This is a genomic window from Pseudomonas sp. R15(2017) (genome assembly GCF_002112685.1).
Classification (GTDB): Bacteria; Pseudomonadota; Gammaproteobacteria; order Pseudomonadales; family Pseudomonadaceae; genus Aquipseudomonas; species Aquipseudomonas glycinae.
Genome location: NZ_NEII01000008.1, coordinates 255537 through 282134, shown reverse-complemented (window position 1 = coordinate 282134; position 26598 = coordinate 255537). Strand labels below are relative to the sequence as shown.

At 60.3% G+C, this 26598-nt stretch carries 22 protein-coding genes; 11 read left to right on the top strand and 11 right to left on the bottom strand.

All coding sequences use genetic code 11. From position 1 onward, the window contains the following. Window positions 1-10 precede the first annotated feature (10 nt). The 4 genes from proB to rplU form a co-directional block, all read right to left on the bottom strand. Window positions 11-1129 (bottom strand): glutamate 5-kinase, encoded by a 1119-nt coding sequence (proB, locus tag CAF77_RS18210; RefSeq protein ID WP_045121906.1) that lies wholly within the window; start codon window positions 1127-1129, stop codon window positions 11-13. 137 nt (window positions 1130-1266) lie between these two features. Beyond that, complete coding sequence (gene cgtA, locus CAF77_RS18205; RefSeq protein WP_039771717.1) at window positions 1267-2490, bottom strand: Obg family GTPase CgtA; 1224 nt, start codon at window positions 2488-2490, stop codon at window positions 1267-1269. A 193-nt stretch (window positions 2491-2683) separates the two neighbouring features. After that, window positions 2684-2941 (bottom strand): 50S ribosomal protein L27, encoded by a 258-nt coding sequence (gene rpmA, locus CAF77_RS18200; protein ID WP_003228360.1) that lies wholly within the window; start codon window positions 2939-2941, stop codon window positions 2684-2686. A gap of 35 nt (window positions 2942-2976) precedes the next feature. Then, on the bottom strand, window positions 2977-3288 hold the full coding sequence (gene rplU / locus CAF77_RS18195; protein WP_003228361.1) for a 50S ribosomal protein L21: 312 nt from the start codon (window positions 3286-3288) through the stop codon (window positions 2977-2979). Window positions 3289-3529: 241 nt separating this feature from the next. Here rplU and CAF77_RS18190 point away from each other — a divergent pair, with 241 nt between their 5' ends. The 3 genes from CAF77_RS18190 to CAF77_RS18180 all read left to right on the top strand — a co-directional run bounded on the left by CAF77_RS18190 (window position 3530) and on the right by CAF77_RS18180 (window position 5430). Then, window positions 3530-4498: a polyprenyl synthetase family protein gene (locus CAF77_RS18190; RefSeq protein ID WP_007950962.1), complete on the top strand. Its 969-nt coding sequence runs from the start codon at window positions 3530-3532 to the stop codon at window positions 4496-4498. 125 nt (window positions 4499-4623) lie between these two features. Next, window positions 4624-4965, top strand: a complete 342-nt coding sequence (locus CAF77_RS18185) for a zinc ribbon domain-containing protein YjdM (protein ID WP_007950963.1) — start codon at window positions 4624-4626, stop codon at window positions 4963-4965. A gap of 207 nt (window positions 4966-5172) precedes the next feature. After that, window positions 5173-5430 carry a hypothetical protein gene (locus tag CAF77_RS18180; protein ID WP_039771721.1) on the top strand — a complete coding sequence of 86 codons (258 nt, stop codon included), beginning with the start codon at window positions 5173-5175 and terminating at the stop codon, window positions 5428-5430. A gap of 49 nt (window positions 5431-5479) precedes the next feature. Here CAF77_RS18180 and CAF77_RS18175 read toward each other — a convergent pair whose 3' ends face one another. The 3 genes from CAF77_RS18175 to CAF77_RS18165 form a co-directional block, all read right to left on the bottom strand. Continuing rightward, a complete protein-coding gene (locus CAF77_RS18175) occupies window positions 5480-6097 on the bottom strand; it encodes an FKBP-type peptidyl-prolyl cis-trans isomerase (protein WP_007950965.1) in 618 nt (205 codons plus the stop codon). Between the two features lie 126 nt (window positions 6098-6223). Next, window positions 6224-6529 carry a DUF6482 family protein gene (locus CAF77_RS18170; RefSeq protein WP_064382106.1) on the bottom strand — a complete coding sequence of 102 codons (306 nt, stop codon included), beginning with the start codon at window positions 6527-6529 and terminating at the stop codon, window positions 6224-6226. Between the two features lie 135 nt (window positions 6530-6664). Then, window positions 6665-7153 (bottom strand): TIGR00645 family protein, encoded by a 489-nt coding sequence (locus tag CAF77_RS18165; RefSeq protein ID WP_007950967.1) that lies wholly within the window; start codon window positions 7151-7153, stop codon window positions 6665-6667. 161 nt (window positions 7154-7314) lie between these two features. Here CAF77_RS18165 and CAF77_RS18160 point away from each other — a divergent pair, with 161 nt between their 5' ends. Beyond that, window positions 7315-9144, top strand: a complete 1830-nt coding sequence (locus CAF77_RS18160; RefSeq protein WP_085655050.1) for a hypothetical protein — start codon at window positions 7315-7317, stop codon at window positions 9142-9144. A 21-nt stretch (window positions 9145-9165) separates the two neighbouring features. On the opposite strand, the gene CAF77_RS18155 is transcribed toward CAF77_RS18160, so the two are convergent. Together CAF77_RS18155 and CAF77_RS18150 are read right to left on the bottom strand one after the other, a co-directional pair. Next, the gene (locus CAF77_RS18155; protein ID WP_007950969.1) at window positions 9166-9495 is read right to left on the bottom strand and encodes a hypothetical protein; all 330 of its coding nucleotides are present in this window, start codon (window positions 9493-9495) and stop codon (window positions 9166-9168) included. A gap of 240 nt (window positions 9496-9735) precedes the next feature. Continuing rightward, window positions 9736-12174: a Lon protease family protein gene (locus tag CAF77_RS18150; RefSeq protein ID WP_011336016.1), complete on the bottom strand. Its 2439-nt coding sequence runs from the start codon at window positions 12172-12174 to the stop codon at window positions 9736-9738. A 301-nt stretch (window positions 12175-12475) separates the two neighbouring features. Between CAF77_RS18150 and CAF77_RS18145 the strand changes: the two genes are divergently transcribed. The 4 genes from CAF77_RS18145 (at window position 12476) to CAF77_RS18130 (ending at window position 16048) form a co-directional block, all read left to right on the top strand. After that, complete coding sequence (locus tag CAF77_RS18145; protein WP_007950971.1) at window positions 12476-12964, top strand: DUF3015 domain-containing protein; 489 nt, start codon at window positions 12476-12478, stop codon at window positions 12962-12964. 92 nt (window positions 12965-13056) lie between these two features. Beyond that, entirely contained in the window at window positions 13057-14910 is a 1854-nt protein-coding gene (locus tag CAF77_RS18140; RefSeq protein ID WP_064382108.1) for a DUF4105 domain-containing protein, read from the top strand. A 216-nt stretch (window positions 14911-15126) separates the two neighbouring features. Further along, on the top strand, window positions 15127-15483 hold the full coding sequence (locus CAF77_RS18135; protein ID WP_064382109.1) for a hypothetical protein: 357 nt from the start codon (window positions 15127-15129) through the stop codon (window positions 15481-15483). A 70-nt stretch (window positions 15484-15553) separates the two neighbouring features. Beyond that, a complete protein-coding gene (locus CAF77_RS18130; RefSeq protein WP_064382110.1) occupies window positions 15554-16048 on the top strand; it encodes a GreA/GreB family elongation factor in 495 nt (164 codons plus the stop codon). Here the strand turns inward: CAF77_RS18130 and gdhA are convergent. After that, on the bottom strand, window positions 16045-17382 hold the full coding sequence (gene gdhA / locus CAF77_RS18125) for an NADP-specific glutamate dehydrogenase (RefSeq protein ID WP_064382111.1): 1338 nt from the start codon (window positions 17380-17382) through the stop codon (window positions 16045-16047). The genes CAF77_RS18130 and gdhA overlap by 4 nt on opposite strands. Window positions 17383-17697: 315 nt before the next feature. Beyond that, the gene (ettA, locus tag CAF77_RS18120) at window positions 17698-19362 is read right to left on the bottom strand and encodes an energy-dependent translational throttle protein EttA (protein ID WP_011336021.1); all 1665 of its coding nucleotides are present in this window, start codon (window positions 19360-19362) and stop codon (window positions 17698-17700) included. Window positions 19363-19638: 276 nt separating this feature from the next. On the opposite strand from ettA, the gene CAF77_RS18115 reads away from it, so the two are divergent. The 3 genes from CAF77_RS18115 (at window position 19639) to CAF77_RS18105 (ending at window position 26569) form a co-directional block, all read left to right on the top strand. Continuing rightward, on the top strand, window positions 19639-23487 hold the full coding sequence (locus tag CAF77_RS18115; RefSeq protein WP_064382112.1) for a bifunctional diguanylate cyclase/phosphodiesterase: 3849 nt from the start codon (window positions 19639-19641) through the stop codon (window positions 23485-23487). 239 nt (window positions 23488-23726) lie between these two features. Further along, complete coding sequence (gene glyA / locus CAF77_RS18110; RefSeq protein WP_085655048.1) at window positions 23727-24980, top strand: serine hydroxymethyltransferase; 1254 nt, start codon at window positions 23727-23729, stop codon at window positions 24978-24980. A gap of 275 nt (window positions 24981-25255) precedes the next feature. Then, the gene (locus CAF77_RS18105; protein WP_064382113.1) at window positions 25256-26569 is read left to right on the top strand and encodes a C4-dicarboxylate transporter DctA; all 1314 of its coding nucleotides are present in this window, start codon (window positions 25256-25258) and stop codon (window positions 26567-26569) included. Window positions 26570-26598: the final 29 nt, after the last annotated feature.

The window sequence follows — 26598 nt, the reverse complement described above, 5'->3', positions numbered from 1 at the left end:
CGCGTTTTCCTCAAACCAGAATCAGGTTGTCACGGTGAACCAGTTCCGGCTCAGCCATGTAACCCAGCAAACCGACAATCGCATCCGACGACTGGCCGATGATTTTTTGTGCCTCCAGCGCGCTGTAGTTGGCCAGGCCACGGGCAATCTCACGACCGTCCGGCGCTACGCAAACCACCATTTCGCCACGACGGAAACTGCCCTGAACCAGTTTGACGCCCACCGGCAGCAGGCTTTTGTTGCCTTGGGACAACGCGGAGACCGCACCATCATCCAGCACCAGCGTGCCGCGAGTTTGCAGATGCCCGGCCAGCCACTGCTTGCGCGCCGCGAGCATGCCGCGCTCAGGCGACAGCAACGTACCAATGCGCTCACCCGCCTTCAGACGATCAAGCACCCGCTCCAGACGCCCGCCGACAATGATGGTGTGCGCCCCGGAACGCGCAGCCAGACGCGCCGCGCGCAGCTTGGTCTGCATACCGCCACGCCCCAGCGCACCGCCGGTACCACCCGCTACCGCATCCAGCGTCGGATCATCGGCGCGCGCTTCGTAAATCAGCTGGGCGTCAGGGTTATTGCGCGGATCGGCGTCGAACATGCCGTCGCGATCGGTCAGGATCACCAGCAGATCAGCCTCGACCAGGTTGGCCACCAGCGCCGCGAGCGTATCGTTGTCGCCGAAACGGATTTCGTCGGTGACCACGGTGTCGTTTTCGTTGATCACCGGGATGACTTTCAGCTCGACCAGCGCACGCAAGGTGCTGCGGGCGTTCAGGTAACGCTTGCGATCGGACAGGTCGTCGTGAGTCAGAAGAATCTGCGCGGTGTGCCGGCCATGCTCGGCAAAGCTCGATTCCCAGGCTTGCACCAGGCCCATCTGACCGATTGCAGCGGCAGCCTGGAGCTCGTGCATCGCACTGGGTCGCGCGGTCCAGCCCAGGCGACTCATGCCCGCCGCCACCGCCCCGGAGGACACCAGGACCAGCTCGACGCCAGCCTCATGCAGAGCCACCATCTGCTCGACCCAGACACCCATTGCCGCGCGATCCAGCCCTTTGCCATCCGCTGTCAGCAAAGCGCTGCCGATCTTCACGACCCAACGCTGCGCACCTGTCACCTTGCTCCGCATCATCTTCAACCTTAGCTTGAGGGCAGCGCGACCTGGCTCTGCCCGTGACGTTATTCGTGATTCTTCGTGACCAACAATCGATTTCCAGATACTAAAACGCCGCTCGATTGAGCGGCGCTTAAGTTTACTGCAACGAATCAGTCACGCACGTAAATGATTTCCGGACCGTCTTCGTCATCCACATCTTCTTCGTCCCAATCATCGTCACCGATATCGTGGACCGACTTCACGCCACTGCGACGCAGGGCACGCTTGTCATCCAGCGCCTGCAACTGCGCACGAGCTTCGTCTTCGATGCGCTGATCGAGATCGGCCAGCTCTTCCTTGTAGGCCGGATCATTGGCCAGGCGATCGGCACGATCCTCCAGGTAACGCATGATGTCGCGCGTCAGGCGCTCGGTGCCTTCTTTGGCGATGGCCGAAATCACGTAGACCGGACCGGTCCACTCCAGACGATCAACGATTTCCTTGACCCGCGCTTCATGCTCTTCTTCGAGGATCTGGTCGCACTTGTTCAGCACCAGCCAGCGATCACGCTCGGCCAGCGACGGACTGAATTTGATCAGCTCGTTGACGATCACTTCAGCGGCGTCCGGCGCACTGCTTTCATCCAGCGGCGCCATGTCCACGAGGTGCAGCAACAGACGAGTACGCGCCAGGTGCTTGAGGAAACGGATCCCCAGGCCAGCACCGTCGGAAGCACCTTCGATCAGACCCGGAATGTCGGCAATGACGAAACTCTTCCAGCGATCAACGCTAACCACACCGAGATTCGGCACCAGGGTGGTGAACGGGTAATCGGCGACTTTCGGCTTGGCAGCCGATACCGAACGGATAAAGGTACTTTTACCAGCGTTCGGCAGGCCCAGCAGGCCAACGTCGGCCAGCACTTTCATTTCCAGCTTCAGGTCGCGCTGCTCGCCCGGCTTGCCCGGCGTGGTCTGGCGCGGCGCACGATTGGTACTGGATTTGAAACGAGTGTTACCCAGACCGTGCCAGCCACCTTGAACCACCATCAGTTTCTGACCGGCCTTGGTCAGGTCGCCGATGACTTCCTGGGTGGCGGAGTCGATCACGGTGGTGCCGACCGGCACGCGCAGGATCAGGTCTTCACCCTTCTTGCCGGTGCAGTCGGTGCTGCCGCCGTTGGAGCCACGCTCAGCATCAAAGTGCCGGGTGTAACGGTAGTCCACCAGGGTGTTGAGGTTTTCGTCGGCCATCATGTAGATGGAACCGCCGTCACCGCCATCACCACCGTTCGGACCGCCGTTTTCAATGAATTTTTCCCGACGGAAACTCATGCAGCCATTGCCGCCGTCACCAGCCTTTACGCGGATCGATACTTCATCAACAAACTTCATAACCAACGCCTCTCGCCGTACGGACGAGCCGAAAAACAATCAAGACATAAGACTCTTGCAAAAATGAGCGCAGCGACCCCAATCCACGACCTGCATCGCACGCCGGCAGCCCATACAAACAGCTTTGCAAGAGACTCACCCCACAAACGAAAAAGCCCCGTCGCAAGACAGGGCTTCTCCAGCACTCTCGCAGTTAGGCTGCGACAACGCTCACGTAACGACGACCGAAGGCGCCTTTTACTTCAAACTTGATCACGCCTTCGATTTTCGCGAAGAGGGTGTGATCTTTACCCATGCCAACGCCGTAGCCAGCGTGGAATTGGGTGCCGCGCTGACGCACGATGATGTTGCCGGCCTTGATGACCTGGCCGCCATACATCTTCACGCCAAGGCGTTTGGCTTCTGAGTCGCGACCGTTACGGGTACTACCACCAGCTTTTTTGTGTGCCATGAGTTCAATTCTCCTAGTGAGGAATTAGGCTGTAATTAAGCCTGAATACCGGTGATTTTGATCTCGGTGAACCACTGGCGGTGGCCCATACGCTTCATGTGGTGCTTACGGCGACGGAACTTGATGATGCGGACTTTATCGTGACGACCTTGGGAGATCACTTCAGCCTTGACGGTTGCGCCAGCAACAACAGGTGCGCCGATGTTCACGTCGTCGCCATTGGCGACCAACAGAACGCGGTCAAAAGTCACGGATTCGCCGGTGGCGACTTCCAGTTTTTCGATCTTCAGGTATTCACCTTCAGCGACCTTGTATTGCTTACCGCCGGTAACGATTACTGCGTACATGGTATTTCTCCGATAATCCTGCTCACCCAGCTCTTTATAAGAAGAGGTATTGGCTGGCATGGCTGCATGGGGCTGGAACGGCCCAAGTGCAATTGCGTAAGGCAGGTGCTGCCCAGGAAGTTCAGGGTGCGCGATTGTACGCAAGCCTTCGAAGTCATGCAAGGGGCCGTCCATCGCGCCTTGACAGGCCCGGACGCGGGTCCTAGCATGCCGCGCAACCCTTCTGGAGCACCTGTCGCTGATGCAACCCCAAGCTTTCTACCGCGCGGTGGCGGACGATTTTAGCGCCGTCGACGGCATCATCAAGAAGCAGCTGACTTCCCGAGTGCCGCTGGTATCGAAAATCGGCGATTACATCACGTCGGCCGGCGGCAAACGCCTGCGTCCTTTATTGGTGCTGCTGTGCGGCAAGGCCCTGGGTCGCGAAGGCGACGACATGCGCCTGCTGGCCGCCACCATCGAATTCCTGCACACCGCCACCCTGCTGCATGACGACGTGGTCGACATGTCCGGTATGCGCCGTGGCCGTTCGACCGCCAACGCCATGTGGGGCAATGCTCCGAGCGTACTGGTCGGCGACTTCCTGTACTCGCGCTCGTTCGAGATGATGGTCGAACTGGGCTCGATGCCGGTAATGAAGATTCTGTCCCAGGCCACGCGCATCATCGCCGAAGGCGAAGTGCTGCAGCTGTCCAAGGTTCGCGACGCCAGCACCACCGAAGAAACCTACATGGAAGTCATCCGCGGCAAGACCGCGATGCTGTTCGAGGCTTCGACCCACAGCGCCGCGGCGCTGGCCGGTGCCACCGCCGAACAGAGCGAAGCCCTGCGCACCTTCGGTGATCACCTGGGCGTGGCGTTCCAACTGGTCGACGACCTGCTCGACTACAAGGGCGACGCAGAAACCCTGGGCAAGAACGTCGGTGATGATCTGGCCGAAGGCAAGCCGACCCTGCCGCTGATCTACACCATGCGTGAAGGTACGCCAGAGCAAGCCGCCCTGGTACGCCAGGCGATCCAGAAAGGCGGGATCGAAGACCTGGAAAGCATCCGTATCGCCGTGGAAGCCTCCGGTTCGCTGGAATACACCGCGCAACTGGCCCGTGATTACGTGGCCCGTGCGATCAAGTGCCTCGACGCGCTGCCGGCCAGCGAATACCGCGATGCACTGGTTGAGCTGAGCGAGTTCGCGGTCGCCCGCACGCACTGATCAGCATCGCGTCATCAAAGAACCGCAGCCTCCGTTGGAGCCTGCGGTTTTTTGTTGCCTGCCATCAGCGGTTAAAACCCTATACAATGTGCGACTTTTAGCGATCCCCTCTCCAAGGAGCCTTAGTGAGCACGTTGCCACCCTGCCCGAAATGCAATTCCGAATACACCTACGAAGACGGCACCCAACTGGTGTGCCCGGAGTGCGCCCACGAGTGGTCTGCCGGCGGTGAAGCCGAAGTGGCGTCCGATGATGCCGTGAAGAAAGATTCGGTGGGTAACGTCCTGCAGGACGGCGACACCATCACCGTGATCAAGGACCTGAAGGTCAAGGGCACCTCGCTGGTGGTCAAGGTCGGCACCAAGGTCAAGAACATCCGCCTGTGCGATGGCGATCATGACATTGACTGCAAGATCGACGGCATCGGCCCGATGAAACTCAAATCCGAGTTCGTCAGAAAAGTCTGATTCTGCTGTCTTCCATCCCGCGCCCGCCGTGGGATGGAGCTTCGCCCTCCCCCGCAATCCCCAGCCAATCCGCGCAATAGCCAAACGCCAGCCGTTTTGACCTTACGCAATCTTTACCCGCAAAAAATCACAAACCGCCAATAGGCGCTTGCTATTTGACGAATAAGAATTATTCTCATTGAAACCCTTTCAATGGAGATGAGACCCATGACTTATTTGATCGACGCCTGGCTGGACCGCCCGCACCCGTACCTCAGGATCCTGCATCGGGAAACCGGTGAAGTCTGCGCCGTACTGGAAGAAGAAGCCCTGCACGAGTTGCAGGATCAGGGGGATCTGGACGTCAGCGGCCTGAGTTCCAGCGAGCCATTGGTGCTCAAGGAGCTGGTGCGCAATCTGTTCCTGTTCTGCTATGCCCGGGCCTTGCGCCCGACCAGTGAACTGCACCACAAGATCGAAGTATGAGAAAGACAGAGAAACCCTGCACAAGCCACGCTTGTGCAGGGTAACGGGATTACAGAACGTCGAGCAGCTCGACGTCGAACACCAGAACGCTGTGCGGCGGAATGCTGCCAACACCTTGAGCGCCGTAAGCCAGTTCGCTCGGCACGTACAGACGCCATTTGCTGCCGGCATTCATCAGTTGCAGGGCTTCGGTCCAGCCGGCGATAACGCCGCCCACCGGGAATTCAGCCGGCTGGCCACGCTCGTAGGAGCTGTCGAACACGGTGCCGTCGATCAGGGTGCCGTGGTAGTGAGTACGCACGGTGTCTTCACGGGATGGCTTGGCGCCTTCACCTTGAGTCAGCACTTCGAACTGCAGGCCGGAAGCCAGAGTCGTGATGCCTTCTTTCTTGGCGTTTTCAGCCAGGAATGCCAGGCCTTCGCCAGCGGCGGCTTCAGCCTTGGCAGCGGCTTCGGCTTGCATGATCTCGCGGATCACCTTGAAGCTGGCGGACATGGCTTCCTGGCTTACACGGCTTTCCTTGCCGGCGAATGCGTCGGTCAGACCGGCCAGGATGGCGTCCAGGCTGACACCCGGTGGCGGGTTGTCGCGCAGCTGGTCACCCAGCTGACGGCCGATACCGTAGCTGACGCGGGTTTCGTCGGTGGACAGATTTACTTCGGACATGACACTGCTCCGCTGTGCGGACGGCCTCGGAACACGCCGTGCGTACACAGCGCGTCCCGGCGCGCCCGGAACCAAAAGGGCGAGCAGACTAGCACAGATGTTCCGGCAATGATCAGGCCCCGGGGCCTACAGTGCGGACCGCCAGGCCAGCGGCACCTTCAGGCTTTCTTCGCCACTGGCGCCAAGACCGCACATTTCATCGTGCACCGAGGTGTGCACCAGGTTGAACGGCAGCATCGGAAAGTTATGCAGCACATCCCGGGCATGCTCGACCGAACGCAGTGTCAGCATTTTTCCCTGCGAATCGCTCAGCGGGTACGCCGCACCATGCATCCGGGCTTCGAGCAGATAGATTCCGCCTTCCATGGAGATCAGGTTCAGTTCGTCGACCTTTCTGGCGACGGCAAACGCATTCAGTTCTTGCAGGTTCATGAACGCACCTCACGCGGTGGCAAGCCTTGAGACCTACAGGGATATGCCTCGGCCGAACAAAGTACAAGCCACAAACGACACCGCCCGTCTGTTTCGCAACAGACGGGCGGTTTTGTTACAGCCATCGACAGCGCATCAGTGCTTGGTGAGCTTGTCCAGATAACCCATGGCGAACGCCGAAATCACGAAGGTCATGTGAATGATCACGTACCACATCAGGTGTTCGGGATCGACGTTCTTGGCATCCATGAAGATCCGCAGCAGGTGGATCGAGGAGATCGCCACGATCGACGCCGCCACTTTCATCTTCAGCGACGAGGAGTCCATGGTGCCCAGCCAGCTGAGCTTTTCCTTGCCTTCATCGATGTTCAGCTCGGACACGAAGTTCTCGTAGCCGGAAATCATCACCATCACCAGCAAGCCACCGACCAGCGCCATGTCGATCAGCGACAGCAGCACCAGAATCAGCTCGGACTCGGCCATGGAGAAGACATTGGGAATGACATGAAACACTTCCTGGAAGAATTTCAATGCCAGCGCCAGCAGCCCCAGGGACAGCCCGATGTAGATCGGCGCCAGCAGCCAGCGCGTGGCGTACATTGCATTTTCGATAAAGCGTTCCATTGACTCTCACACAAGAAGGTTGAAATCGGCGGCGAGTATACCAGCCGACCATGACAGCCAGAAACCGCCCGGAAATCCGCCACCTGCGTGTGTGTGTCAAATTTTTTCTGCTAGTGTCCAAACCATTGACAGCCCAGCGACAGTGGACAGGACGACTGGAAATGGATGTGCGATTGCCGATAACGACTGCCGGAATTTGTTTCGCCCTGTTGCTGGGTGGGTGTTCGCCCGGCGATGAAAAACACCCGGTCAGTCTCGAAGAAAAGACTGCACAGTTCGAGCAATCGCTGGACGCCATCACCGACCCCAAACTCAAGGACGCCGTGACCGAACTCGGCGGTTCGCTGCTGTTGCTCGAACGCGCGCAACAGAAGCTCGACAACAACCCACCGCGCACAGAATACGGCGAGGACGCTCTCGGCGTGCTCAGGCATTACCCAACACCCCAGGCGCTGGTCGACACGTTCATCAATGGCCTGTTCGTGTTGCACAAGGATTCCAGCTCCGATTACCTCACCGACCTGCAACCGGTGTTTCCCTTCAACCTCAACATCCCCGGCGGTTTTCTGTTCCCCCATGGCGTGGAGTGGCACTCGGTCACCCTGAGCAACAAACGGGTGATCGCCTATCAACCGGAGTGGTCGGAAACCGATCCTGGCATTCAGCTGAGCCCGTCCAGCTCCAACGTCACCAACCCCGACGACCTGACCGTCACCTACCCGTTCATCGAAGGGCTGAATGTCGACAAGAAGAACCTGCCGCGCCCGGTCAGCCTGCAAGGCCAGGTGGAAGTCATCGCCCCGAAACGCCTGCACAGTTTCAACCTGGACAAAAAGGACGTCGGCCAGACCCGCTCCGACGGCAACCTCAGCGTGACCCTGCTGAAACTGGACAAGCACTACGCCGAACTCGAATTCAGCAACCAGCTGCCGCTCGCCCCGGAGGTCGCCAATACCCGGCTCAATCCGTTGATCGTTCAGGCCCGCGACGCGACGGGCCGGTTTCTGGTGCGCGCCGGCGCCATCAACGAAAACCCCGAGCAGGTGGCGTTCTATCAAAAGCAGCTGGCGTACCTGCAACAACAAAAGAGCTGGAGCGAGGCGCTGGAAAAGCAGTTGGACGATCAGCAGCAGGCCTTTGAGCAGCAGCACCCGCACCACTACAACAAGGTGTACTTCAACGGCCCGATCGACACCCTCGAAGTCAGCCTGCTGGATTTTTCCGAAGCGACCGTCACCCGCAAAGCGCTGGACTTGCCGGTGCGCGAATTCGATCCGCACACCACGGAAAAAGCCGTGCAGCCGCTCGATCTGCCGATCACCGTCTACGACGATCAGGCACCCGAATGGCTCAAAGGCGCATCACTGACTGAAGAACAGCTCAAAAGCGGCGTTCATATCCGCCAGTCGGTTGAAGAACCGAGCGCCGCGCGCATCGAATTCGACCACCGCAAAACCTTCAACGATGAAATGCTCGGCGACGACTTCAGCCCCGGCGAAAGCCCGGTGACGTTCTTCACTGAAAAACACAACGGCAAACTCGACGAGCCCATCGAATTGCCACCCGAGGCGTATCAGGTCGATCCACTACAGGCGACCATCACCTACGACCTGAACCTGTTCCCGGAAACCCCGGCGATTGCCGTCGGCTCGATGCCGTTGTTCCTGGCCACGGTGGACAAACAGGCTTATGAAGCCAAGGCCCTGCCTAAAGGTCTGGACATCAGAAACAACGCCCTGGTGGTGGATTTGAAGCGATACCCGGCCAACGAATGGCGCTTCTTCGTCAAGGACGACAGCGGTCATTACCTGAAGCAGATTCTGTCGGTCAGCCACGACGCGAGCGCGGAAGGGCCGGCGTTATTCGGCGTGCATTATTTCTATGGCCGTCCGACGCACGTGGAAACCTACCAGCGAACCGACCTCGCCACCGTGCAATACGGCTTTGAGGTCAAACTCGACAAGGCGCAGACCCAGGGCGCTGCACCCTGATCGGCGCTGACGATCGGCACTCTAGTGATCGAAAGTGCCGATACTGCGTCCGCGCCCACCGTTGATCTGCCGCAACTGCGCCTGCAGATGCAGCGACCAGATCTGTGGATCATTGGCCAGTTCATAGCCGTGCATCGTCAGGCTTTCAACGATGGTGTCGAGAATCGACTCGGCGGCGATCGGTCCGTGAAACGGGCCTTGGGCTTTGATGGCAGAAGGTTGTTCACCAGCCATGCCGGCGGCGAAGAGCAACGTCCACATGCCGTTATCGCCGGCCAACGGCTTGATGGCGCATTCGATACGGGTCACGAGACCCAGGCACTGACGGGTGAGGCAGAGGTTGCGCGACATGGCGGCGACCCTCGGTAAAGCCGGTGTTCAGCCCTTGCTGAAGAGCTGTTTCGATCCAGTGATACTGTCGATGTCCTTGAGCAGAGAATAGAAGAAAAGTCCGGAGCGCAAGCCGCACAGAACCAGAAGGCGCCGAATGGTCATTGTGTGAATATTGACGCCAGACTGATGGCACTTTTGCCGACGTTCGCGATAAAACAAAACGGGAGCACCAGGCTCCCGTTTTAACTGCCGCCTGACTTACGCGGGTTTGGCCTCGGCCAGCGCCTCCTGCGCCAGTTCCTTCTCGGCCTCTTTCAGATCCTCTTCACTGATCATCTCGGCAATCACCCGCAGACGCTCCACCACCCGCGCATTGACGCTGCCTTCCGGAAATTCGCCCTGTTCGTTCGGCTCACCGGCCGGCTCGCCCACCAGCAGGCTCAACGCTTCGTCGGCCTGACGCACCGCGTAAACGTGGAACTGCCCGGCACGCACCGCCGCCAGCACCTTCTCATCGAGCATCAAGGTGGCGACGTTGGCCTGCGGAATGATCGCGCCCTGCTCGCCCGTCAGCCCGCGCGCTTCGCAGAGACGGAAGAAGCCTTCGATCTTCTCGTTGACCCCGCCCACCGCCTGCACTTCGCCGAACTGGTTGATCGAGCCGGTGATCGCGAAGCATTGCTTGAGCGGGGTTTTCGACAACGCCGAAATCAGCGTGCACGCCTCGCCCAGCGAGGCACTGTCGCCATCGACGTAGCCGTAGGATTGCTCCAGCGCGATGCTTGCGGAAATCGCCAGCGGGAATTCCTGGGCGTAACGGCTGCCCAGATACCCGGTGAGGATCATCACGCCCTTGGAGTGGATCGGCTGGCCGAGGTTGACCTCACGTTCGATGTCGACGATGCCGCTGCCGCCAGGGTACACCGTGGCGGAAATCCGCGCCGGCACACCGAACGCCGAGTCACCGACTTCGAGCACCGTCAGCCCGTTGCACTTGCCGACCGCCGCGCCATCGGTATCGATCAGGATGATCCCCGCCAGCATGTCGTCAAGAATCCGCGCCGACACCCGACCGGTGCGAGTGGCCTTGGCCTTGAGCGCACGCTCGATGTGGCCGGCGTCGGTCATTTCATCGTTGGCCAGATGCCGGATGAAATCCGCCTCGCTGACCAGCTGGAACAGATCGCCGATCCGCGCCGACAAACGCCCCTGGTGTTCGGCCAGACGCGCACTGTAAGTCGCCAGGCGCGCCACCGCGTCGGCGGTCAGCGGCGCCATGCCCTCTTCCGAAGTTCGGGTTTTCAGCAACTGGGCGAACTGCTCCAGGCTTTCGTCGACCATCGGGATGTCTTCGTCGAAGTCCACCAGAACGCGGAACATCTCCTGAAAGTCCGGATCAAGGTCCTGCAGCGTGTAATACAGCTGACGGGCACCGATGATGATCACTTTGACCTGCAGCGGAATGTGCTGCGGGTTGAGCGTCATGGTGGCGAAACGGCCCATCTCGCCCAGCGGCGATTCCATCTTCAGCTTGCGCGATTGCAGGGCGCGCTTGAGCGCATCCCACACGAACGGCTCACCGAGCATTTTTTCCGCTTCCAGGATCAGGAAACCGCCATTGGCGCGGTGCAGCGCACCCGGACGCAGCTGGCGGTAGGTGGTGTAGAGCGCGCCTTGATCGGTGGTGTACTCGATGCGGCCGAACAGGTTCTCGTAGGTCGGATGCGGCTCGAACACCACCGGCGCACCACCGCTGGCCGGATGACCGACCACCAGGCTCGGGGCGTATTGCTCTTCCAGCAGCTTGCGCGCGACGGCGTCGGTCTTGCTGTCATCGACCAGTTGCTCGACCACGGTTTTCAGCAGATAGACCTGCATCGCTTGCAGGTAACCGCAGACGGCCGCGTTTTCCGCGTACTTTTCCGACAGCGGTGCGAGCAAGGGCTGCAAGGCCAGGGTGATGGTTTCTTCGTTGAGCTGACGCAGCTGGTTGCTAGACTCGCGCTTCCACTGCGGCAGGCTGGCGAGTTCTTCGTTCAGGCGTTCTTCGAGAGCGGAAATATCGTCGTGAAAGCGTTCGCGCTCGGCTTCCGGCAATTGAGCGAATTCAGCTTCGTCCAGCGCCTTGCCTTCGAGCATCGGAGTGAAGGCAATGTTGCTGCTGTCGCGATACAGGGCGACGTCTTTTTCCAAAGCCAGACGTTCGATGACATCCAGTGCCTTGTCATAGCGCTGGTTGAAGGCGCGGTCGATGGCGCTCTTTTTCTGCTGGTAGGACGGGTGTTCGAACACCGCAGGAAAGGTCGCCAGCAGGTTGTCGATCAGGCCGTTGATATCGCCGATAAAAGCACCGGCAGTGCCCGATGGCAGTTCCAGCGCACGGGGCTCGCGCGGCTCATCGAAATTGTTGACGTAGACCCAGTCCGCCGGGGTCTGCAGGCGTTTGCCTTCGGCCTTCAGGTAGCGTTTGACGAACGAGAACCGGCCGGTGCCGGGCTCGCCCATGACGAACACGTTGTAACCGGGGCGTGGCATGGCCACACCGAACTGCAAGGCTTCGACCGCACGTTCCTGGCCAAGCACACCGCGAAAGGGCTCCAGATCATTGGTGGTAGTGAAGCTGAACTGTTCAGCGGAAAACGGACGGGTCAGCGCTTCGGGCGCTAGACGCAAGCTGGCAGCAACAGGATCAGGCATCGGGCTTCCTTAACAATCAGGCGGGGCAGATAGCGGCATTCTGGCGCTGCCCGAGCCCCACTGGCAAGGCGCGCCACACGACAAAGCATAGACAACCGGCCAACCATGACACTGCCCCAGTAAAACCGGGGTTATCACCAAATCTTTTGTAAAAAATCACGGAACCCCGGGAACGTGCCTAAACTCCAAACTGCGCGGCTGGAACTAATACCGGCCCACTGGCTTCGTTTGGATCTGTTTCGTACAGAGCTTGGGGGGCCAGAACCCTGTCCATTGGTATGCACATAAAGAGAACAAAGCTATGAAACGGATTCTTCTCGGTACTCTCTTCACCGCTGTATCCATCAACGCAATGGCGCAAGCTCCAGGCGGCCCGGATTGCGGTTGGGGCAACATGCTGTTCGAAGGTCAGCGTGGCACCCCGGCTCACTTCCTGGCATCCACCACCAACGGCACCTCCGGCAACGCCACGTTCGGCATGACGTCCGGCACCAACGGTTGCTCCACCAACGCTTCGCTGACCTATGGCGGCAAATCCTGGTTTGCCATGAATGGCATGATGAACGAGCTGTCCGAAGACATGGCAAAAGGCAACGGCGAAGCGCTGACGACCTATGCCGTGGTACTGGGCGTGGCGCCGGAAGATCGTGCGCACTTCGCCGCCGTCACTCACGAGCACTTCCAGCAGATCTTCAGCAAGGCTGACGTGACCGCCGAAGACGTGCATACCAACACCCTGGCCGTTCTGAAGGCAGACCCACGTCTGGCCAAGTACGCGACTCAGGCTTAAGCTCGACCCACCCGCTTCCTTCGGGAAGCGGGTTTTATTTTTTCGGCCCGCCCTTTCCGGACTTTGTTTCTTTTCGACTTAAGTTGCCATTTATGCTCAAACGCCTTGCCTGGTTGGCGCTGTGTGTCTGCGCCCCGCTGTCCGCCGCGCCCCACATCGACCCTCAACGTTTGCAGCAACTGGCCAACGACCGCTTCTGGATTTCCCTCGGTCATTACGAAACCGCCAAGCTCGGTGGCTGGCGCAGCTACGTCAGTGACAAAAAATTCTTCCTCGCCCCCGACGGCAACGAACACCCCGACCATGAACTGGCCGCCACCGTGCAAGCGCTGTACGCCCCCGCCAGTCTCGGTGAGCAACACGCCCAGTGCGTCTACCCGGCGCGCACCCGCTGGCTGAAAGATCAACTCAACCTGACCGACCTGCCGACGCCGGACTGCGCCGAATTCAAGAAATGGTTCAAGGACGTCTCCCCCCACAGCGCAGTGATGATTTTCCCGGCGGCCTATCTCAACAGCCCGTCGTCGATGTTCGGCCATACCCTGCTGCGCATCGACCAGGCCGACGTGCAAAGCGACAAGACTTCGTTGCTCAGTTACGCGATCAACTTCGGCGCCTACATCGAAGGCTCGGACAACAGCATTCTTTACGCCTGGAAAGGCCTGATGGGTGGTTATCCGGGACTGTTCGCGCTGGTGCCGTATCAGGAAAAACTCTCGGAATACCGCAGCCTGGAAAACCGCGACCTGTGGGAATACCGGCTCAATCTGACGCAAGCCGAAACAGCGCGGATGGTCGAGCATGTGTGGGAGCTGAAGCAGATCCAGTTCGACTACTTCTTCTTCGATGAAAACTGCTCCTATCGCCTGCTCGAACTGTTGCAGGTCGCCCGTCCGAGCCTGCGCCTGACCGAGCAATTCCCGCTGACGGCGATCCCCACCGACACCGTCAAAGCGGTGAAGGAAGCCGGTCTGGTCGAGCACATCGAATACCGCCCGTCCCGCGAGCGCGAACTGCTCAGCCGCGCCGAGCCCCTGAGCGGTGAAGAACAGGACTGGGTGCTGAAGGTCAGCGCCGATCAACAGCAACTTCAGGACCCGGCCTTCAAGGCCCTGCCTCGGGATCGCCAGGCGCTGATTGTTGACGCGGCGTATCGGCTGGAGCGCTACCGCGCCAACGGCCAGGAACGTGATCCGCAGCGGGCGCAGCGCAGTTTTGAACTGCTGCGGGCGATCAACAAGAACCCGGCGCCGGAGCTGCAGATTCCCCAACCGGGCCTGCCCGAAGACGGACACGAATCGCGCACCTGGCAGGCCGGTCTCGGCACTCGCGGTGACCGCGCATTCGGCGAGTACGGCTTGCGCATGGCCTATCACGACCTCAACGACAACGCCGAGAGTTTCCCCCTCGGCGCACAGATCGAAATCCTGCAGATGAAGCTGCGCCAGTACGAAAGCAATCACTGGCAATTCCAGCAACTGGATCTGGCGACCATCCGCTCGCTGACGCCGCGCAACGCGCTGTTGCAGCCGCTGTCGTGGCAAGTCACCGGTGGTCTTGAACGCGTACCGGGCAAGCACGATGATGAGACATTGGTCAGCCACGTCAACGGTGGCGGTGGCGGCACCTGGGCGTTGGCTGACGATGTGCTGGGTTTTGCCCTCGGCACCGTGCGCGTTGAACACAACAATGATTTCGCCGAGTTCGTTTCCCCCGCAGGCGGTTTCAATACCGGCGTACTGTGGAAAAACCCGCTGGGCAATCTCAGCCTGGAGGCCAAAGGTGATTACTTCTTCAATGGTGAAGTGCGCCGTAGCCTGAGCCTGAACCAGCAGTGGGAATTGTCGCGCAATCTCGGCCTGCGCCTGAGTGCGCAGCGCGAGTTCAGCCATCTGGCCACGCCGGAGACCGAAGTGATGCTGGAAGTGAAGTGGTATCACTACTGATCCCGAACATATCCCTGAACCTGTGGGAGCGGGCTTGCCCGCGATAGCGAATGATCAGTCAACAGAGATGTTGATTCTGATGGCCTCATCGCGGGCAAGCCCGCTCCCACAGGGCTCTCCACTGGTTAACGAATTACTCACAGGCCTTTCACCAAAGCCCGACGAATCACCTTCTACACTTTCCCTATCAGCCGTTTAACGGCCCGGGAGAGTGTGATGTGGCGCTGTGTGTGTTTTGCGGGCGTGTTGCTGTTGCTGGGTGGCTGTCAGAGCACCCACGAAGATCTGATTGCCAAGGGTTATCCACCGGCGTTCGCTGACGGTTTCGATGACGGTTGCATCAGCGGACGCCAGGCCGCCGGCTCGATCAGCGGCGAGTTTCGCAAGAACGTGCCGCGTTATCTCAAGGACAAGCAATACGCCGAAGGCTGGAGCGACGGCTTCCGCCAGTGTCAGGCGATGCTGGAAAACAAGGACCGCGAACAGTATCGCAACGAACACTGGGACGAACGCGAACGCGCCTGGCAGCAGGAGAAGGATCAGGGCGCAGCGCGGGCTTATCGTTCGCAGTAGGTCGTTTCCAGACATCCAGCGAAACCTTTTGCCTGCGACCATGGCCCAACGGCTATAACAGGAGCCCATCATGAGTCGCGCCTTCGTCAACGAAGACAATGCCGCTGCGCAAGCCGATCAGCCGGTCGAACGGCAGGTCAGCACCCAGCCCAACTACGTCACGCCGCAAGGGCTTGCCCAGTTGCAGGCAAAACTCGCCGAACTGCAAACCCTGCACGCCGAACAGTCCGCCAAGGGCGAACAGGCCGACAAGCAGCGGCTGGCCGATCTCGAACGGGATTTGCGTTATTTCAATCAACGGGTCGCCAGCGCTCAGGTCGCGCCGGCCCCGACGTCGAACGACAAGGTGCAGATCGGCAGTTGGGTGACCTACGCCGACGAACACGGCACCGAGCGCCGGGTGCAACTGGTCGGTGAAGATCAGGCCGATGCCGCCAACGGGCTGATCAACTGGGCTTCACCGCTGGGCCGTGCGCTGCTTGGCGCGCGGCTCAACGATGAAGTGCTGTGGCAGCGCCCGGCCGGCGATCAAGTGATTGAAGTGATCCGCATAGAGCGTTCTTAAACCACGCCTTGGGCGAGCATCGCGTCGGCGACCTTGACGAAGCCGGCGATGTTCGCGCCCTTGACGTAGTTGATCCGGCCGTTTTCCTCACCGTAATGCACACAGGCGTGGTGGATCGACTGCATGATCCCGTGCAGCTTGCTGTCCACCTCGCCGCCCGTCCACAGCAGGCGCATGGCGTTCTGCGACATCTCCAGCCCACTGACCGCTACGCCGCCGGCATTCGAGGCCTTGCCCGGCGCGAACAGAATGCCCGCTTCGATAAAGATATCCACAGCCTCAAGGGTGGTCGGCATGTTCGCGCCTTCGGCCACGCAGACGCAGCCGTTGCGCAGCAAGGTGCGGGCGGATTCCGCGTCAAGTTCGTTCTGGGTCGCGCATGGCAGCGCAATGTCGCACGGCAACGACCATGGCAACTGACCGGCGCGGAACTCCAGGCCGAAGGCGGACGCCAATTCGCTGATCCGCCCACGCTTGACGTTCTTCAGTTCCAGCAGCGCCAACCACTGTTCTTCGCTCAGGCCCGCCTCGCAATACAGCGTGCCTTCGGAGTCGGACAGGGAAATCACCTTGCCGCCCAGATCCATCACCTTTCGGGCTGCGTACTGCGCAACGTTGCCGGAACCGGAGATCGCCACGCGTTTGCCTTCGACGGTCTGCTCGCGGCGCTTGAGCATTTCCTCGGCGAAGTACACGCAACCGAAACCGGTGGCTTCGGGGCGAATCAGGCTGCCGCCGTAGGTCATGCCCTTGCCGGTCAGCACGCTGGTGAACTGGTTGCTCAGGCGTTTGTACTGGCCGAACAGGAAACCGATCTCCCGCGCGCCGACACCGATATCACCGGCTGGCACGTCCACGTCGGCACCGATGTGGCGGTACAGCTCGCTCATGAATGCCTGGCAAAAACGCATGACTTCGGCGTCGCTCTTGCCCTTCGGATCGAAGTCCGAGCCACCCTTGCCGCCGCCCATGGGCAGCGAGGTCAGGGAATTCTTGAAGGTCTGCTCGAAGGCGAGGAATTTCAACACGCCCAGATTCACCGAAGGATGGAAACGCAAACCGCCCTTGTAGGGGCCAATGGCGCTGTTCATCTGGATGCGGAAACCGCGATTGACCTGGATCTTGCCCTGATCGTCGACCCACGACACCCGGAACACCACCGCCCGCTCCGGCTCGCAGATGCGCTCCAGAATCCCCGAGGTCAGATAGTGCGGATTGGCTTCGAGAAACGGCCACAGGCTGCGCAGGACTTCTTCGACGGCCTGGTGGAATTCGGGTTGATCCGGATCGCGTTTTTTCAGACGGGCAAGGAAGGATTCGACGGATTCGATCATGGGAAAAGTCTCGGCAGATTTATTGTCGTTGGAAGCGATTGAGCCGGACTGTAACAAACGACATGTACACAGCAACAGAACAAAATGTCGCATTTATGAAAAAAAATAGTACACAGGCTGTAATTTCAGACCTGCATCGACTGTTAATCCGCCATCGCTGGCAAGCCAGCTCCCACAGAGTTTGCGCCTTGCCTTGGACGGGTGAGCACCGCAGAAATTGTGGGAGCTGGCTTGCCAGCGATGAGGCCCGCGCAGTATTGCAGGCAAAAAAAGCGGAGCCCGAGGGCTCCGCTGTTTCATGCAACCAACCTGAAATCAGGCCAGTTTCTTGTGGCGTACCCGGTGTGGCTGGGCAGCTGCTTCGCCGAGGCGCTTTTTGCGATCGGCTTCGTACTCGGTGTAGTTGCCTTCGAAGAACACGGCTTGCGAGTCGTCTTCGTACGCCAGGATGTGAGTCGCGACGCGGTCAAGGAACCACCGATCGTGAGAGATCACAATGGCGGCGCCCGGGAAGTCCAGCAGGGCTTCTTCCAGGGAACGCAGGGTTTCAACGTCGAGGTCGTTGGACGGTTCGTCGAGCAGCAGGACGTTGCCGCCCTCCTTCAGGGTCAGCGCCAGGTGCAGACGACCGCGCTCACCACCGGACAGGTCCTTGACGAACTTCTGCTGATCGCCACCCTTGAAGTTGAAACGACCGACGTAGGTACGCGACGGGATCTCGTAGTTGCCGATGCGGATCTGGTCGGAACCGTCGGAAATCTGCTGGAACACGGTCTTGCTGCCGTCCAGGTCTTCGCGGCTCTGGTCGACGCAGGCCAGTTGCACGGTTTCGCCGATCTCGATGCTGCCGGAGTCCGGAGTTTCCTTGCCCATCAGCATGCGGAACAGGGTCGACTTACCGGCACCGTTACCGCCGATCACGCCGACGATGGCGCCCTTCGGCATGGAGAACGACAGGTTGTCGATGAGGACGCGATCGCCGTAGCCCTTGGTGACGTTCTTGAATTCGATGACCTTGTCGCCCAGGCGCGGACCGGCCGGGATGTAGATCTCGTTGGTTTCCGAACGCTTCTGGAATTCCTGCGACTGCATTTCTTCGAAGCGTTGCAGACGAGCCTTGGATTTCGACTGGCGGGCCTTGGCGCCTTTGCGCACCCACTCCAGCTCTTCCTTCATGGCTTTTTCGTGAGCCGATTGCTGCTTGGATTCCTGGGCCAGACGATCGGACTTGGCTTCCAGCCAGCCCGAGTAGTTGCCCTCGTAAGGAATGCCCGCGCCGCGGTCGAGTTCCAGAATCCAGCCGGCGACGTTGTCCAGGAAGTAACGGTCGTGCGTGATCGCGACCACAGTGCCCGGGAAGTCGTGCAGGAAGTGTTCGAGCCACGCAACGGAGTCGGCGTCCAGGTGGTTGGTCGGTTCGTCGAGCAGCAGCATGTCCGGGGCGGACAGCAGCAGACGGCACAGGGCCACACGACGTTTCTCACCACCGGACAGGTGTTCGACCCTGGCGTCCCAGGCCGGCAGACGCAGCGCATCGGCGGCGACTTCCAGCTGGCGCTCCAGGTTGTGACCGTCGCTGGCCTGCAGGATCGCTTCGAGCTTGGCCTGTTCGGCGGCCAGCTTGTCGAAGTCGGCGTCCGGGTCGGCGTAAGCGGCGTAGACCTCGTCCAGACGCGCTTGCGCATCCTTGATCACGCTGACCGCTTCCTCGACCACTTCGCGCACGGTCTTGGTCGGATCCAGCTGCGGCTCTTGCGGCAGGTAACCGATGTTCAGGTCCGGCATCGGGCGCGCTTCGCCTTCGAACTCGGTGTCGACGCCGGCCATGATTTTCAGCAGGGTGGATTTACCCGAACCGTTGAGGCCGAGTACGCCGATCTTGGCGCCGGGGAAGAAGGACAGAGAAATGTTTTTCAGGATTTCCCGCTTCGGCGGAACAACTTTGCCCAGCCGATGCATGGTGAAGACGTATTGAGCCATGGAGAACCTTGGGTCAGTGACTGATGAATGATTGGGACACAGGCAATGCCCGGCCAGACCGTGCGCGTCGTTCACTGGAAGATATCAATGCGTGCGCGCGGAAAGTCTAGGAGCTGGAACGCTCCCGCGTAACCGGCAAAGCTACCTGAATGACGGAAGGCAGTCCAGCCGAGCGGGGCTGGCACTTCGCCACAACTCAAGGCATGCTAGCCGCCTCTTGGGCGTCCGGCTTATAGTGCACGTCGCGCCAGTCCAGCCAGACCGCAGGATTACAGCTTGTCCAATGTCACTCCGCCAGCTTCTGTGAGCAGCACCCAACCGGCGCCCGGCTCGTCCCTGCGCGGAACATTGAAAGGCGCGCTGGCGACATTGGTGCTGTTGCTGCTCGCGCTGCTGTTCTGGCAACTGCTCGATCAACTGCGCGAAACCCAGAAAAACCAGCGCCAGTACACCATCGATTACACCGCCGACCTCGCCGCCCAGGTCAGCCTGAACATGGCGTTGAACGCGCAGATTGCCCTCAATCTGCTACCGATCGTCGAACAACCGCAGTCGGCCGACGAACAGCAGGCGCTGCTGCGCAAACTTCAAAAGTCGCTGCCCGACCTGCGCAGCCTGGCCCTGCTCAGCCCCTCCGGAAAAATCCTCAGCGACAGCGCGACTGACAGCCAAGACGCCGATTACCTCAGCGATCTTGTACGCCGCAGCCGCGCTCAGGCGCATTACTTCAGCAATGACGACGACGGCTCGGTGGTGCATCTGCTGTTGCATCAGGCCAGTGGCAGCACTCGCGGTTACTGGGCACTGCGGCTGACACCCACCTTCTTTAAAGCACTGACCAAACAGGGCGAAACCGGGATCCGTCCTCTGTGGCTGGTAGAGAATCGCATCAACCATCAGATCATCAGCCGCGACGAAGCGATGCCCATCGGCAGCACCAGCGTCCTGACCCCGGACGATCTGGCCAACAGCGTGCTGACCGTGCCGCTGAGCAGCAGCGACTGGCAACTGCGTGGCCTGTTCGACCGCCAGCACGTGCTCGAACAACTGCTGCCGGCGTTCATCGGCAAATGCCTGTTGGGCCTGGCGCTCTCGCTGCTGCCGTTTATCGCACTGCTCAACATGCGCCGCCGTCAGCGTCAGGTGCATGAAGGGCGTCGGCGTTATCAGGATATTTTCGAAGGCACCGGCGTGGCGTTGTGCGTGCTGGATCTTTCGGGGCTCAAGCAGCTGTTCGAAAAGGCCCAGATCCAGACCAGCGACCAGCTCAAGGCCTGGCTCGACCAGCCCGCGCAGCGCCAGCAATTGCTCCAGGAACTGCGCGTTACCGAGGTCAACCAGGTTGCGTTGCAACTGCTCAACGTCAATTCCTGCGACCACGCCTGGCAATTGTTGATCGACGGCCAGCCGCACAGTCAGTGCGCCATCGGCAATCAGGTGCTCGACGCCGTACTCCAGCAGCAGAAACAGCTGGAACTGGAAATCAAGCTCCCGGACATCAATGGCCGCGACCAGCATCTGTGGCTGGTGCTGCGCCTGCCGCAGGAGCAGCACGACTACAAGGCCGTGATCCTGAGCATCAACGACATCACCAGCCGCAAACTGATCGAACTGTCGCTGCTGGAGCGCGAAGGTTTCTGGTCGGACGTGGTGCGCACCGTGCCGGATCACCTGTACGTGCAGGACGTGATCAGCCAGCGGATGATCTTCAGCAACCACCACCTCGGCCAGACCCTCGGTTACAACCGCACCGAACTGCATCAGATGGGCGAGTACTTCTGGGAAATCCTTCTGCACCCGGAAGACGCCGACTATTACCACCGCTCGCGGCAGATGCAGCGTCACGCCGGTTACAGCCAGTTGTTGCAATGCCAGCTGCGCTTCCGCCACCGCGACGGCAAATGGCGGCGCTTCGACATTCGTGAACAGGCGCTGGCCCGGGACAAGCACGATCAGGTGACGCGGATCATCGGCGTGGCCAAGGACATCACCGAGCAGATCGAAGCCAGCGAATCCCTGCGTGACAGCGAACAACGCTACCGGATGCTCGCCGAAAGCATCAGCGACGTGATCTTCTCCACCGACAGCCAGCTGTCGCTGAACTACGTCAGCCCGTCGGTGCAAGCGGTGCTGGGCTATGACGCCGAGTGGATTTTCCAGAACGGCTGGCAATCGACCATCGCCAACCCGCAGCAACTGAGCGGCATCTATCACCTGATGGATCGGGTCAGCAAAGCTCTGGGCAAACCCGAGCAACTGGTGACTTTGCGCAGCCAGGTGCAGACCCAGATGTTCCTGTTCGACTGCCTGCGCGCCGACGGTCGCAAGATCCCGATCGAACTGCGTCTGGTGCTGGTGTGGGACGAACATGGCGCCTTCGAAGGCGTGCTCGGGGTCGGCCGCGACATCAGCCAGCAGCGCCGCGCCGAAAAAGACCTGCGCATGGCGGCCACGGTATTCGAGCACTCGACTTCGGCGATCCTGATCACCGACCCGGCCGGTTACATCGTCCAGGCCAACGAGGCGTTCAGCCGGGTCAGCGGTTACGCGGTGAGCGAAGTGCTCGACCAGTTGCCGAACATGCTGACCGTCGACGAACAGCAGGACGCGCACCTGCGCTACGTGCTCAAGCAGTTGCATCAGCACAGCACCTGGGAAGGCGAAGTCTGGCTCAAGCGCCGCAATGGCGAGCATTACCCGGCGTGGGTCGGCATCACTGCGGTGCTCGATGACGAGGGCGATCTGGCCAGTTACGTGTGCTTCTTCAGCGACATCAGCGAGCGCAAGGCCAGCGAGCAGCGGATTCACCGCCTCGCCTACTATGACGCCCTGACCCACCTGCCGAACCGCACGCTGTTCCAGGATCGTCTGCACACCGCGTTGCAATCGGCCGAACGGCAGAAGTCGTGGGTGGTGCTGATGTTCCTCGACCTCGACCGTTTCAAACCGATCAACGACTCCCTCGGCCACGCCGCCGGCGACCGCATGCTCAAGGACATGGCCACCCGGCTGCTGGCCTGCGTCGACGATGACGACACCGTGGCGCGGATGGGCGGCGACGAATTCACCCTGTTGCTGCAACACCGCTCCAGCCGCGAGATGGCGCTGAACCGTGCGATCCACGTGGCCGAGCAGATTCTCGCCAGCCTTGTGCGGCCGTTCGTGCTGGAGGGTCGCGAATTCTTCGTCACCGCCAGCATCGGCATCGCCCTGAGCCCGCAGGACGGCAATGAACTCAGCCAGTTGATGAAGAACGCCGACACCGCGATGTACCACGCCAAGGAACGCGGCAAGAACAACTTCCAGTTCTATCAGGCCGACATGAACGCCAGTGCGCTGGAGCGCCTGGAACTGGAAAGCGATCTGCGCCACGCGCTGGAGCAGAACGAATTCGTGCTGTATTACCAGCCGCAGTTCAGCGGCGACGGCAAACGCCTGACCGGCGCCGAAGCCCTGCTGCGCTGGCGTCATCCGCGTCGCGGACTGGTGCCGCCGGGGGACTTCATTCCGGTGCTTGAAGAACTCGGGCTGGTGGTGGACGTCGGCGACTGGGTGATCAGCGAAGCCTGTCGCCAGCTCAAAACGTGGCACCAGAGCCGCGTGCGCGTGCCGAAGGTCTCGGTAAACATTTCCGCCCGACAGTTCTCCGACGGCCAGCTCGGCACGCGGATCGCCACCATCCTCAAGGAAACCGGCCTGCCGCCGGCCTGCCTGGAGCTGGAGCTGACCGAAAGTATCCTGATGCGTGAAGTCAGCGAGGCGATGCAGATTCTTGCAGGCCTTAAAAACCTCGGCCTGAGCATTGCGGTCGACGACTTCGGCACCGGTTATTCGTCGCTGAACTACCTCAAGCAATTCCCGATCGATGTGCTGAAAATCGACCGCACCTTCGTCGACGGCCTGCCGTCCGGCGAGCAGGACGCGCAGATTGCCCGGGCGATCATCGCCATGGCTCACAGTCTGAATCTGGCGGTGATCGCCGAGGGCGTGGAAACCCATGAACAACTGGACTTCCTGCGCGAGCATGGCTGCGACGAGGTTCAGGGTTATCTGTTCGGGCGGCCGATGCCGGCGGGACGGTTCGAGGCGCAGTTCAGCAATGATGCGCTGTTCATGTTCGACTGAAGATCGGCGGCGCTGCCATCGCTGGCAAGCCAGCTCCCACAAGGATTGATGTCGATCACAAAATCGTGGGCTTGCCTCAATTAATGTGGGAGCTGGCTTGCCAGCGATGAGGCCAGCAAAAGCACCGCACATCTGTCATGAACGCCACTTGTCTGCGACATGATGTCGTTTCATATGCCATCCAAAACCCGTTGGGTTAGAATGCCCCCCTTTTCTGCCCCCGATCCTTGAGGACCGCCATGTTCAGCCGTGATTTGACTATTGCCAAGTACGACGCCGATCTTTTTGCCGCCATGGAGCAAGAAGCCCAGCGCCAGGAAGAACACATCGAGCTGATCGCTTCGGAGAACTACACCAGCCCAGCGGTGATGGAAGCTCAAGGCTCGGTTTTGACCAACAAGTACGCCGAAGGCTACCCGGGCAAGCGCTACTACGGCGGTTGCGAGTATGTCGACGTTGTTGAACAGCTGGCCATCGACCGCGCCAAAGAGCTGTTCGGCGCCGATTACGCCAACGTTCAGCCGCACGCCGGTTCCCAGGCCAACGCCGCTGTCTACCTGGCCCTGCTGTCGGCCGGTGACACCATCCTGGGCATGAGCCTGGCTCACGGCGGTCACCTGACCCACGGCGCCAGCGTTTCCTCCTCCGGCAAGCTGTACAACGCCATCCAGTACGGCATCGATGCCAACGGCCTGATCGACTACGACGAAGTCGAGCGCCTGGCGGTCGAGCACAAGCCGAAAATGATCGTGGCCGGTTTCTCTGCCTACTCGCAGATCCTCGACTTCCCGCGCTTCCGTGCCATCGCCGACAAGGTGGGCGCGTACCTGTTCGTCGACATGGCTCACGTGGCCGGTCTGGTCGCCGCTGGCGTCTACCCGAACCCGGTTCCATTCGCTGACGTCGTGACCACCACCACCCACAAGACCCTGCGCGGTCCACGTGGCGGCCTGATCCTGGCTCGCGCCAACGCCGACATCGAGAAGAAGCTGAACTCCGCCGTATTCCCGGGCGCCCAGGGTGGCCCGCTGGAGCACGTGATCGCCGCCAAGGCGATCTGCTTCAAGGAAGCACTGCAGCCTGAGTTCAAGGCTTACCAGCAACAAGTGGTGAAAAATGCCCAAGCCATGGCCGGCGTGTTCATCGAGCGCGGTTTCGACGTGGTTTCCGGCGGTACTGAAAACCACCTGTTCCTGCTGTCGCTGATCAAGCAGGAAATCTCCGGTAAAGACGCCGACGCCGCTCTGGGCAAAGCGTTCATCACCGTGAACAAGAACTCCGTGCCAAACGACCCACGCTCCCCGTTCGTCACCTCCGGCCTGCGCTTCGGTACTCCGGCCGTGACCACTCGCGGCTTCAAAGAGGCAGAGTGCAAAGAGCTGGCAGGCTGGATCTGCGACATCCTGGCTGACCTGAACAACGAAGCGGTGATCGACGCTGTTCGTGAGAAAGTCAAAGCCATCTGCAAGAAACTGCCGGTGTACGGCGCTTGATTGCGACGTAAAACCGCAGCATGAAAAACCGGCCAAGTGATTGGCCGGTTTTTTTTCGCCCGGATTTTTTCAAACGCTTGAATCGCTCAAGAATGGGACTTGCCGCCCAACTGGTCAGACCGGTCATGCCAATTCGTCATTTTTCACTTGCGATTCGTAAAAAACAGCGCCTAGACTGCACCCGCACTGGACATACCGGTAAGACCACAATAATTAAGTCCTGAATCTGATGCGCCCCGCGCACGGCAGCCAGGACACCGACCAGGATTCCTCCCATGCTCAGATGGTGCTCGCGCTCAATCTTCCTCCAAGTGGTTCTCGGACTGATGCTCGGCATCGTCTGCGGGCTGACCCTTCCCGAATACTCGGCCCAGCTCAAACCGCTTGGCGACGGCTTCATCAAACTGATCAAGATGCTCATCGGCCTGATCGTGTTCTGTGTAGTGGTCAGCGGCATCAGTGGTGCCGGCGATTTGAAGAAAGTCGGGCGTATCGGCCTCAAGTCGGTGATCTACTTCGAAGTACTGACCACCATCGCCCTGGTGATCGGTCTGGTGTTCGCCTTCACCACCGGGATCGGCAGCGGCGCCAACATCCATCTGGAGCAGCTGTCCGCCGCCGACATGGGCGACATCGCCGAACGCGGCCAGCACATGCACACCACCACTCAGTTCCTGATGGACCTGATCCCGACCTCGGTACTCGGCGCCTTTGCCGAGAACAACATCCTGCAAGTGCTGTTGTTCTCAGTGCTGTTCGGCAGCGCGTTGAATCTGGTGGGCGAAGCCGCTTCCGGGATCTCGCGGCTGATCAACGAGCTGAGCCATGTGATCTTCCGGATCATGGGCATGATCGTGCGCCTGGCTCCGATCGGCGTGTTCGGCGCCATCGCCTTCACCACCAGCAAATATGGCCTGGATTCGCTGCAACACCTGGGCAGTCTGGTCGGCTTGTTCTACCTGACCTGCATCGCCTTCGTCGCGCTGATTCTCGGTCTGGTGATGCGCCTCTCCGGCCTGCGCATGTGGCCGCTGCTCAAGTACCTGCGTGAAGAACTGCTGATCGTCATGGGCACTGCGTCCTCCGATGCCGTGCTGCCGCAGATCATGCGCAAGCTGGAACATCTGGGCATCGGCAGCTCGACCGTCGGGCTGGTGATTCCCACCGGTTACTCGTTCAACCTCGACGGCTTTTCGATCTACCTGACCCTGGCCATCGTGTTCATTGCCAACGCCACCGGTACGCCGCTGGCCATGACCGATCTGCTGACGATTTTGCTGGTGTCGCTGATTACCTCCAAAGGCGCCCACGGCATTCCGGGTTCGGCGCTGGTGATTCTGGCGGCCACGCTGACGGCCATCCCGGCGATTCCGGTGGTCGGCCTGGTGCTGGTGCTGGCGGTGGACTGGTTCATGGGCATCGGCCGGGCGCTGACCAACCTGATCGGCAACTGCGTCGCCACCGTGGCCATCGCCCGCTGGGAAAAGGACATCGATGTGCAACGGGCGAACAAGGTGCTCAACGGCGAGCAGGGCTATAACTTTCAGCCGAGAAAAACCGTCGCTCAAGCGGCGGCCAAAGAATTCTGAATGAGCGCCGTGCCTGCGCGGATGCAGGC

Excerpts from the sequence above, each read along its gene's own strand:
- proB (WP_045121906.1), bottom strand. The coding sequence starts at position 1,129 with ATGCGGAGCAAGGTGACAGGTGCGCAGCGTTGGGTCGTGAAGATCGGC.
- cgtA (WP_039771717.1), bottom strand. The coding sequence starts at position 2,490 with ATGAAGTTTGTTGATGAAGTATCGATCCGCGTAAAGGCTGGTGACGGC.
- rpmA (WP_003228360.1), bottom strand. The coding sequence starts at position 2,941 with ATGGCACACAAAAAAGCTGGTGGTAGTACCCGTAACGGTCGCGACTCA.
- rplU (WP_003228361.1), bottom strand. The coding sequence starts at position 3,288 with ATGTACGCAGTAATCGTTACCGGCGGTAAGCAATACAAGGTCGCTGAA.
- CAF77_RS18190 (WP_007950962.1), top strand. The coding sequence starts at position 3,530 with ATGCAACCCCAAGCTTTCTACCGCGCGGTGGCGGACGATTTTAGCGCC.
- CAF77_RS18180 (WP_039771721.1), top strand. The coding sequence starts at position 5,173 with ATGACTTATTTGATCGACGCCTGGCTGGACCGCCCGCACCCGTACCTC.
- CAF77_RS18175 (WP_007950965.1), bottom strand. The coding sequence starts at position 6,097 with ATGTCCGAAGTAAATCTGTCCACCGACGAAACCCGCGTCAGCTACGGT.
- CAF77_RS18170 (WP_064382106.1), bottom strand. The coding sequence starts at position 6,529 with ATGAACCTGCAAGAACTGAATGCGTTTGCCGTCGCCAGAAAGGTCGAC.
- CAF77_RS18165 (WP_007950967.1), bottom strand. The coding sequence starts at position 7,153 with ATGGAACGCTTTATCGAAAATGCAATGTACGCCACGCGCTGGCTGCTG.
- CAF77_RS18160 (WP_085655050.1), top strand. The coding sequence starts at position 7,315 with ATGGATGTGCGATTGCCGATAACGACTGCCGGAATTTGTTTCGCCCTG.
- CAF77_RS18155 (WP_007950969.1), bottom strand. The coding sequence starts at position 9,495 with ATGTCGCGCAACCTCTGCCTCACCCGTCAGTGCCTGGGTCTCGTGACC.
- CAF77_RS18150 (WP_011336016.1), bottom strand. The coding sequence starts at position 12,174 with ATGCCTGATCCTGTTGCTGCCAGCTTGCGTCTAGCGCCCGAAGCGCTG.
- CAF77_RS18145 (WP_007950971.1), top strand. The coding sequence starts at position 12,476 with ATGAAACGGATTCTTCTCGGTACTCTCTTCACCGCTGTATCCATCAAC.
- CAF77_RS18140 (WP_064382108.1), top strand. The coding sequence starts at position 13,057 with ATGCTCAAACGCCTTGCCTGGTTGGCGCTGTGTGTCTGCGCCCCGCTG.
- CAF77_RS18135 (WP_064382109.1), top strand. The coding sequence starts at position 15,127 with ATGTGGCGCTGTGTGTGTTTTGCGGGCGTGTTGCTGTTGCTGGGTGGC.
- CAF77_RS18130 (WP_064382110.1), top strand. The coding sequence starts at position 15,554 with ATGAGTCGCGCCTTCGTCAACGAAGACAATGCCGCTGCGCAAGCCGAT.
- gdhA (WP_064382111.1), bottom strand. The coding sequence starts at position 17,382 with ATGATCGAATCCGTCGAATCCTTCCTTGCCCGTCTGAAAAAACGCGAT.
- ettA (WP_011336021.1), bottom strand. The coding sequence starts at position 19,362 with ATGGCTCAATACGTCTTCACCATGCATCGGCTGGGCAAAGTTGTTCCG.
- glyA (WP_085655048.1), top strand. The coding sequence starts at position 23,727 with ATGTTCAGCCGTGATTTGACTATTGCCAAGTACGACGCCGATCTTTTT.
- CAF77_RS18105 (WP_064382113.1), top strand. The coding sequence starts at position 25,256 with ATGCTCAGATGGTGCTCGCGCTCAATCTTCCTCCAAGTGGTTCTCGGA.